This is a genomic window from Helicobacter bilis (genome assembly GCF_900198365.1).
GTDB lineage: Bacteria > Campylobacterota > Campylobacteria > Campylobacterales > Helicobacteraceae > Helicobacter_A > Helicobacter_A bilis_B.
This window is the reverse complement of sequence record NZ_FZMS01000104.1, coordinates 1-9,104: the sequence shown is the minus strand read 5'-3', so window position 1 is coordinate 9,104 and position 9,104 is coordinate 1. Positions and strand designations below refer to the sequence as shown.

Here is a 9,104-nt window from a genome sequence, read left to right as displayed (position 1 = left end):
AGAAGATGTGAATAGGAAGAAGTTTTAAGATGATATAAGATTCTGTATGTGCTTATCATACAAAAACTTTTTACTTAAAATCTTTTGTATAGTCTCTATTTTTTGGAGCATATAGTAAAATCACATGCAATACTTCTCTACTATATGCGAGAATTAATCCAAATAAACAAAAACATAATTAACTTATCCTTTTCATATCATAGATTAAAAAATAATAAAATTTTGCTATAATCACGCGACAACAAAAAAATAAAAAAACAACACAAACAAAAACAAGATAGCACAAGGGAGTAAAATCATATATGGAAATCCTTGAGATTGAGAATCATGCGGAGTTAAAGAGCGCAAAAAATGGCTTAGTATATGCTGTTCTTTGCGGTATTATTATCTGCATGTTATCCCCCATACTCGTGCAATCTGATATGCTTTTTAATGTTATTTCACTTGCTTTCTTAGTATATAGTCTCTATGTGTTGTATAGATTTAGTAGGATTGTTAATGCGTTATTATTTCGCAATTATGTGTATATGATAGTTATACAGATTCTTTGTAGCTTTGCCTTAGCTTTGTTTGAATCTAGCAGTGCGTTAGTGCTTTTAGAAGCTTTAATCGCCTATTTTATTGTAGCCCTTTGCTGCAATATGTATTTTTCTTATAAAATCGCTTATGAGATGAGTTCTATTACTAACTTAAGACATTTTATCACCGCTTTTAGACTTTATGTTATAGCATCTTTTGTTATGCTTTTAGGGATTTTGCTTGTGGCATTAGCCTTTGATACCAGCGGGATACAAAGCGGTATGCAGGTTGATATAGCTATTGCGACTTTAGCAGAGGCAAATTCTAGCTTATTATTTGCCTTTTTAGTATTGCTTGTTGTGATATTTGCTACATTTTGCATAGCACTTGGCTTTATACTGCGTGGTCTTATAAAAATTACACATGTAAGAGTGAGAATATCAAATATACATTAAATAGAGGTTGCAATGATTATTAATATAGTTTTTACGCTAATTATGCTAGGACTAGCTGTATGGGATTTAAGAAGCTTTGGTAGTAACAATCACAAAGATTTTAAATCACTCATTATGAGTATAGGGATACTTGGGACATTTGCGGGTATCTTTGTGGGGCTTATAGGCTTTGATACACATGATTTATTAAGCTCTGTGCCTATGCTTTTAGATGGGCTAAAGACAGCCTTTTACACTTCCATTGTAGGTATGGGTTTAGCCATAGCCCTTAGCATATATCAAAAAGGAAAAAGCAAGGCAACTGAAAATAGTGAAATAGACTTTATCGCTACACAAGCACACAAACTCGATGAACTCATGCACTTAAGAGAACTCACATATATTAATACCGCATTAAGAGAGATTAAAGCAGAGTTTGTAAAAAAAGAAGATTTTGAAAAAGACTTAAAACAAATGCTAAAGGATATTGATGTATCCTTGCATAAAGCCCTTGAGACATTAGCAAGTGGAGCAAGTAAGGAACTCATTAAAGCTTTAGAAATAGTTATCAGTGATTTTAATAATAACTTAAAAGAGCAGTTTGGCGAAAACTTTAAGCAGCTAAATGAAGCAACTTATAATATGCTTACATGGCAAGAACAATATAAAGAACAGATTCTAGACAATACAAACTCTATGCAAATGATGCAGCAAACGCTAAAAGATACGCAAGATTCCATGCAACAAGCAACAGAATCTATCCTAGCAAATAAAGAAAATCTCGCACAAATACAAGAATATAATAAGCAAAATAATCAAATACAAGAAAATCTAATCCAAGCATTACAAATGCTAAACGCATTAGAGCAAAGCTTTGAAGAGAAATTGCAAGCAATAGCAACGCTAAAAGATTCTAGCCTTGAAGCCCTAAAAGATTCTAAAGACTTTATTAAATCCTTGCAACAAGCAAAAGAAGACTTGCAAGAGTATTTGCGTAATTACGAAGAAAAGCTACTTTCATTTTTTGAAACAAGCTGTGCCAGACTTGATAGCACAAATACAACCCTGCAAACTCAAAATAGCCAGATTCTAGAATCTATTAAAATCTCTTATAATGACTTTAAAGATTCATTGCAAAACGCAAACACAGAAGTTTTAGAATCTTTTAAAGAAGCAAGTAAGACTTCAAATGACTTAGCAAAAGTGATTAATGAAGATATAGAGATGAAGTCAAACTCTATGCTATCTCTTAATGAATCCTTTAAAAATAACGCAGATTCTATGCTAGAAAAACTCAACACAGCAAGTAATGAAAGCATACATAAAGCCGCACAAATGCAAGAAAAAATGCAAACACTCTATAACGAGCAGTTTGCCACACTTCATACAAAGATGACGGATACAACAGAAGTCTTGCAAGAAACGCTTACAAATAACGCAAATAAGCTAGAAAACTTTACAAAAGATTCTATACAAACGCTTACAAATGCCTTTGAAGAACGAGATAAAATCTTACAAAACATATTACAAAATAATTATGAAGCAATTATGAAAAATATTGACACCTTGCATCAAAACTTCCAAGAAAAAGTAGCCAAAGATTATCAGTGTATGCAAGATAAGATTCTAGAATCTTCTCAAACAGCCTATGACTTCCTAAAAGATTGTGCGAAAGAATTAGAGGATTCTGGAAAGATAAATCTCCACACAAGTATAGAAATGACAAGCAATCTTGCAAAAGAGCATATAAACACACTCCAAAATATGCAAGAAGCAAACTTTACGCAAATAAACGAACATGCCCTAAAAACAAAAGAATTTATCACACAAACACAAGAAGCAAGCATACAAACTTTAGCTAACCTGCATACAGCAGCACTAGAAAAGCTAGAAGAAAGCAGCAAGGAAACAACACAAAACACAATAGAAAGTCTATCCACACTTCACACTGCATATAAAGAAAATATAGAATCTAGTCTGCAAACCACACACGAACACCTAGAAAAAGAGCTAAATATGCTACATGAAGCCACAAAAGACACACTCCAAAACATGCAAGATGGACTTCAAACACAGCATACAAAGACAACAGATTCTATAACCGCAGTGATTAAAAACTCAAGTCAGCATTTCATACAAACTTCAGATGATTTTGTAGAGTTACTCAAAGGGCAATATAAGCGTATGAATACCACTTTTGATAAACAAGCCCAAGAAATGCAAGAGTTTTTACAAACACAAACAAATACCTTGAATGAAAATCTATTATCACAAAATGAGAATCTAAAAACAACATTTAGCACACAAACAGAGCAATTACAACAAGATTTAAGCAAAAAAGGCGAGATATTACATGAGTTTTTACAAACACAAACTACATGCCTTGATACAAACTTACAACAAATGCTAAATAAGTTTAATAAAATGCTAGAACATAATTATATGAATCTAAGCGATATGCTTGAAAAAGATAATAATCTCATTGTAAAAAGTCTAGATTCTCAAGCGATAAATCTATCCAATAGCCTTATAAACTCACATCAAAAGCTTGATGACTTCCTGCATTCTACTTATGAAAAATTAAGCAATAATGCAGATTCACTACTTTCTAAAATCACGAATAATAGCACGACATTATCAAGGAATCTAGGGCTAACAAGTGATGCTTTAAAAGAGAATTTACAAGAGATTATTGAAAAACTACAAGAGACAAATACAGAAAGTCAAAAAAGCTATGATGAAAAGCTAAATCACGCATTAAGCACACAGCAGACAATATTCACAGATATACAGACAAAATCGCAAGGATTCTATGATACCATAGGTAAAAATTTAGAGAACTTTACGCAGAGTCTGCAGACAACAAGCAGCGATATTCACTCAAACTGCCAAAGCATTCTAAGCGATATGAAAACTTTGAGAGAGAATAATCAGAATCTAAGCCAAGAAGCCCTAAGTCTAGCAAAAGAGACTTATGCGAAATTCTATACAAATTTAGAAGAAAATCTAGGCTCACTCACACAAGGGCTTATCACTCAATTTAGTAGTGTTATGCAAAAAAATGAGACATTATTACAAAGCTTTGATGATAAAATATCAAGCTTTAGCTCCACACTTGAAGGCTTTGAGGGTAGCACAAAAACAAGCTTTGAAAATCTTAACACGCATTTTAAAAATCTCTGTGTGCAATACATTAAGCTTATGCAAGCAAGCATGCAAGCAAATATTAAGAATCAAAATCAAGCCACACAAGAATTGCATAAAGCAGTCCAAGCCATAGAAATAAATGTGAAAACTATCACAGCTTCAAGCGATACATTACTTACAAAACAAAAAGAAACACTAGAAGCAGTGGTAACGCATTTTAAAACAAACACAGATGAGATAGTAAGACAAGGGGCATTAATACATGAGAATCTTGGCACAAATCTTGAAGCCCTAGATTCTAAAATGGAGCAAATGACACAAAGCTTTGCGAACAATTATGAATGGTTTTTAAAGAAAGTTAAAGAAATTATGGGTGTTGCATAGCTAAGGGAAGCACATGGAAGAGAAGTCAAGCCATTGGATTACCATATCAGACATGATGTCTGGCATTATGATGATTTTTATGATGATTGCCATAGCCTTTATGGTAACTTTAGAGAATGAAAAAAAGCAGCTAGAAATACAGAATGAAAAAATGCGAGATTTAGCAGAGAATTATTCAAACCTGCAACAAGAACTCTACAAGGATTTAATGCAAGAGTTTGGCAGGGATTTAAAGAAATGGGACGCTTTTATAGATGAAGATACGACGATACGATTCCAAAAGCAAGATATTTTATTTGATGTGGGACAAAAGAGAGTAAAAGAGAGATTCCAAAAAATATTAGATGATTTTTTTCCGCGTTATGTGCGTATTTTATATGGTGAAAAATATAGAGATTTTATAGAAGATATTAGAATCGAAGGGCATACCTCTAAGGACTGGGAAGGTGCACAATCACTTGAAAGAAGATATTTAGGTAATGCTGAGCTAAGTCAAGAGAGAGCCTTTCAAGTGCTAAAATATTGCTTTTCACTGCCTAGCATTAATGATAAGCAAGAATGGCTTATTAAACTTTTGCGTGCAAATGGCGTAAGCTTTGCAAAACCACTAGCAAGTGATGAGTTATCAAGACGAGTTGAGTTTCAAGCAAGCTTTAAGGCAAACGAACAGATTCAAAAGATATTACAAGCAGGACAAAATAAGCAAAAAGATACACAGAAAAAAGATAGGGTAAAAAGCTAGTTTTTTATATTCTATGTTTCCTTGCCCTTGTATGGTTGGTTTTATTTGGATATTGATAACCTTTTGCTTATTCATAATACTTATCTTAGTTTTGCATATCCTTTGCTACCTATCCTTTGCTACCTATTTTTTTTGCAATTTATGTTGACTCATATATGACACATTTAAATTAAAACAAACATATTCTGTCTTTAATGGTTGTCAAAATGTGATAAAACTTTAAAATACACTCTGCATTTTACATAAATGTAGGAAGTTTATTTTCTGACACACTCTATGCAAACTATGAGCTAGAAAAATTTAGGTTTAAGATCCAAATATTGATTTTAGGGTATAAGGTGAAACATATATACAGGCTATTTAGAATCTAAAAATCTGCATACACCATTACCCAAATCAAAAGATTCTAACCCCTTGATACCAGCTATATTTTTACAATATGCACCACAACTAGTACATGGAAACCCTACATTATAAATCTCTTTCATATCATAACTTTATAGAGTAATCAACGCTCTACCTTGAGTAGTGAGATAATACAGCTTTAATTCATTCTCTATAGATTAATGCGTGGTTTTTTGTAAGATTAAAAGCTTTTATCATATCTTTAATTACTCTTTTTTCTTCTGGGTGGATTATTATCCACATGCACGACATACCATGCAAATACTAATGCCATAGATTCCAATAATATAATGCGGTTGGCTTTGTGGCTTTGCTATTTTTTATAACTTTTATCATAGCTAATATCAATAAGTCGCAAGCACTGCTTTTGTGTATCAAAAAAGTCATTGTTACTCCATGCAAGATTGATGTGCTATTTCCAAAGATACCACTTTTTTCGTCTTTTTCAAGTAGATTTAAAAGCATGCTAAACTCATAAAAAATAATCTGTCAAAAATAAGTCTTGCAGATTCGTTAAGCTACATGCAACTTTAACATAAGGCAGAGAATGCCTTGATAAGATTATGTAAAATGTTATATTTGTTTGCAATAAAATAAATACGAATGCAATATTATGAGACACTGCACTATGCACTAAATGGAGTTGCAACCGAATCTTCGCACCATAAAACAATATTATTAGTTTATGCCATAACTATTGGTGCATGTAAGAAATGAAAAGAAACATAAATACAGAATCTACAAAGAGAGTATTTGAGATGTGCAAACTCAGCCTAGAATCTAGAGAAAAACTAGGGGAAAGAAATCTTGCAATGGTAACAAAACCACATCCCAAATATATAAGAAGTTAGCTAATATTATCTCAAAGTCTATTACAGACGAGACTCATAGCGTCTTAGCATATAAAGTCGTTTTAACATTTTTTTCTTAGCGTTTATCTTTCGTTTTTTGCGTTGCTCTGTTGCAGATTCAAAGAATCTTCTTGAGCGACACTCTGTTACAATAAGATTTCTGTCAGCTTGTTTTTTGAATCTTCTGTATGCTTCATCAAAAGTTTCGACTTCTTTTACTTTAATTCCCGGCATGTTATCACCCACTTTCTTTTTAAGATTAAAAACTTTGATTGTACCAAAAAATTATTAATAAATATAAATATTTTTTGATTTTATATTAAAAATGATTTATTTATGCAACTATTACACAATTATAAACTATTCACACACAATCAAATCATCTCTCTCTGGGCTTGTAGAGATAAAGCCTACTTTGCAATCTACAAAAGATTCTATAAAGGCGATATACTCTTTTGCTTCTTTAGGCAGGCTATCAAAGTCTCTTAACCTAGCCGTTTTATCCCAGCCTTTAAAGCTTTTATAAATAGGTTTTACATCTAAGTCATAAGGTACATAATCAATAACTTCACCCTTGTATTCATAGCCAACGCACACTTTCACTGATGAAAAGCCATCAAGCACATCGATTTTCATCAACGCAAGTTTCGTGCAACCATTAAGCCTTACAGCGTATTTAATCGCTACTAAGTCAAGCCAGCCGCATCGTCTCTGTCTGCCTGTTGTCGTGCCAAACTCAAAGCCCTTTTCTCTTAATAACTTCCCTGTTTCATCAAGTAATTCCGTTGGAAAAGCACCATTGCCAACTCTCGTGCAATACGCCTTTGTGATGCCTATCACTTCATGTATATCCCTTGTGTTTAAGCCTGCGCCAGAGAGACAGCCTGCAATGCTTGTATTTGAGCTAGTTACAAATGGATATGTGCCATGGTCTATATCTAGCATACTGCCTTGTGCGCCTTCTAGCATGATTTTTTTATTCTGTTTGATGGAATCCCAAAGCAGCTTTGTCGTATCTGTGATGAATGGGGCAAAGATTTTTGCATAGTCTAATAGCTCTTTTACTAAAGATTCTAAATCTAAGTTAAGGTTTAAATGTGCTAGATTTTCAAAATTTGCTTGCAGTTTTACTCGTAACTTTTCTTCACAAAGTAAGTCGCCTATTTGTATGCCATTCCTTGCGATTTTATCCGCATAGGTTGGTCCTATGCCCTTACCCGTTGTGCCGATAGTCTTTGTGCGTTTATTCTCGCCTAAGTTATCAAGCATAACATGATAGGGCAGTATCACATGTGCTTTATGTGAGATAAAAAGTCTATTTTCTAAAAGCCTTATATTATCACTTGCTTGTGGATTTAATGCCTTATTTAGCTCTTTTAACTCTTGTAATAACGCATTTAAATCAATTACTACGCCATTAGCGATAATGTTTTTACATTGCGGATATAAGATACCACTTGGGACTAAGTGCAGGGCGTATTTTACACCATTTACTACGATTGTATGTCCTGCGTTATGTCCGCCTTGATACCTCACTACATAGTCATAATCTTTTGCGAATCTATCAACGACTTTACCCTTACCTTCATCGCCCCATTGCACACCAACAACAACATCTGCCATTATATATCCTTTTTATTTTGCTTTAATAGATAATGCACTACATTATCTGTATAGATTCCAAAACCACAGCTTTTTACTTCATCAATGCACGAGATACCACCAGATAAAAATGTGAAATTTTGAAGTACCATGCGGAAAAATAAATCATCATAATACTCAACCGGCACAGGCAAAAGCGGGGCGCATATAAGATTCTCATAGCTTGATGAACATAGCTCTAAAAGCCTTTCTATCTCAATGCGTAAGAAGCTAGGACATATTGCTAGAAATTCTTTCAAGCTTGCTACATCATTGACTTGCAAAAGCTTTGCAAGGAAGCCAATACTTTGCAATCTCTCAATATTTAATGTCGCAAAGTCCTTATACTCTAGCTCTGTATTTTCGGCACAAACCTTTGCGATACTTGCATTTGTGATTTGTAAAAGCGGCTTAATACCTAACTCTTTAAAGATACAGATACCAAGCTCTAGAATCTTTAGATATTCACTCTCATCAAGACATTCTACTCCGATTTGATTATGCTCTATCGTAGGATAGCTAAACACAGGCTGGATATAAAACCACTTTTTCTGCGTAGTGCTACGACCAAGCCGCTTTGTGATAATCCGCACGACATCAATGGTGCTATCATTCCGCATTGCTATTTGATGATTTTTCTCACTGCTTAGCTGGATTACATCTCTGTTTAAAAAGCTTTTTTGGTGTTCTTGATAGACAAAAGTTGGGCTTACAATCTCTTCAAAACCATGCTTATAAAAAAGATTCACACTTAGATTTTCAACCTTTCTTTTAAGTGCTGCTGATAGCCCAAAATGAAGCTTACTGCCTTCTGGAATCTCATGTTCTAAAATCATATTTCGCCTTTTACCTTAAAGCAAACTCGCAATTACAAAGCTTTAATTATAGCTAATACTTGATAAACAACGCCATTTTTTAGAATCTAAAAATTATGCCCTAAACCCCCCCCCATGGTCTATCCGGATTTAACATGAGATATAG

At 33.5% G+C, this 9,104-nt stretch carries 7 protein-coding genes and 1 pseudogene; 3 read left to right on the top strand and 5 right to left on the bottom strand.

Annotated elements, in window-relative coordinates; genetic code table 11:
- Window positions 1–302 precede the first annotated feature (302 nt).
- From C6H08_RS11025 to C6H08_RS11015, 3 genes are read left to right on the top strand one after another with little or no spacing between them, the layout of a single operon-like run.
- Window positions 303–974, top strand: coding sequence for a hypothetical protein (locus tag C6H08_RS11025; protein WP_034562417.1), 672 nt, complete (start codon window positions 303–305; stop codon window positions 972–974).
- A gap of 12 nt (window positions 975–986) precedes the next feature.
- Window positions 987–4,484: a hypothetical protein gene (locus tag C6H08_RS11020; RefSeq protein WP_034562416.1), complete on the top strand. Its 3,498-nt coding sequence runs from the start codon at window positions 987–989 to the stop codon at window positions 4,482–4,484.
- Between the two features lie 13 nt (window positions 4,485–4,497).
- Complete coding sequence (locus C6H08_RS11015; protein WP_034580234.1) at window positions 4,498–5,226, top strand: OmpA family protein; 729 nt, start codon at window positions 4,498–4,500, stop codon at window positions 5,224–5,226.
- A 359-nt stretch (window positions 5,227–5,585) separates the two neighbouring features.
- Here C6H08_RS11015 and C6H08_RS11010 read toward each other — a convergent pair.
- From C6H08_RS11010 to C6H08_RS10990, 5 genes and pseudogenes are all read right to left on the bottom strand, one after another.
- Window positions 5,586–5,714, bottom strand: a pseudogene (locus C6H08_RS11010) (YkgJ family cysteine cluster protein); the annotation flags it as partial.
- Window positions 5,715–5,895: 181 nt separating this feature from the next.
- Window positions 5,896–6,018, bottom strand: a complete 123-nt coding sequence (locus C6H08_RS12380; RefSeq protein ID WP_267892904.1) for a hypothetical protein — start codon at window positions 6,016–6,018, stop codon at window positions 5,896–5,898.
- A 485-nt stretch (window positions 6,019–6,503) separates the two neighbouring features.
- Entirely contained in the window at window positions 6,504–6,716 is a 213-nt protein-coding gene (gene rpsU, locus C6H08_RS11000) for a 30S ribosomal protein S21 (protein ID WP_005219948.1), read from the bottom strand.
- A gap of 126 nt (window positions 6,717–6,842) precedes the next feature.
- Window positions 6,843–8,105 (bottom strand): adenylosuccinate synthase, encoded by a 1,263-nt coding sequence (locus tag C6H08_RS10995; RefSeq protein WP_034580236.1) that lies wholly within the window; start codon window positions 8,103–8,105, stop codon window positions 6,843–6,845.
- Window positions 8,105–8,959, bottom strand: a complete 855-nt coding sequence (locus C6H08_RS10990) for an ATP phosphoribosyltransferase regulatory subunit (RefSeq protein ID WP_034580237.1) — start codon at window positions 8,957–8,959, stop codon at window positions 8,105–8,107. The genes C6H08_RS10995 and C6H08_RS10990 overlap by 1 nt, the downstream gene beginning before the upstream one ends.
- Between the last annotated feature and the right edge of the window lie 145 nt (window positions 8,960–9,104).

Bases quoted from the DNA above. Each gene is read 5' to 3' on its own strand.
- C6H08_RS11025 (WP_034562417.1), top strand. From the start codon at position 303: ATGGAAATCCTTGAGATTGAGAATCATGCGGAGTTAAAGAGCGCAAAA.
- C6H08_RS11020 (WP_034562416.1), top strand. From the start codon at position 987: ATGATTATTAATATAGTTTTTACGCTAATTATGCTAGGACTAGCTGTA.
- C6H08_RS11015 (WP_034580234.1), top strand. From the start codon at position 4,498: ATGGAAGAGAAGTCAAGCCATTGGATTACCATATCAGACATGATGTCT.
- C6H08_RS12380 (WP_267892904.1), bottom strand. From the start codon at position 6,018: ATGACTTTTTTGATACACAAAAGCAGTGCTTGCGACTTATTGATATTA.
- rpsU (WP_005219948.1), bottom strand. From the start codon at position 6,716: ATGCCGGGAATTAAAGTAAAAGAAGTCGAAACTTTTGATGAAGCATAC.
- C6H08_RS10995 (WP_034580236.1), bottom strand. From the start codon at position 8,105: ATGGCAGATGTTGTTGTTGGTGTGCAATGGGGCGATGAAGGTAAGGGT.
- C6H08_RS10990 (WP_034580237.1), bottom strand. From the start codon at position 8,959: ATGATTTTAGAACATGAGATTCCAGAAGGCAGTAAGCTTCATTTTGGG.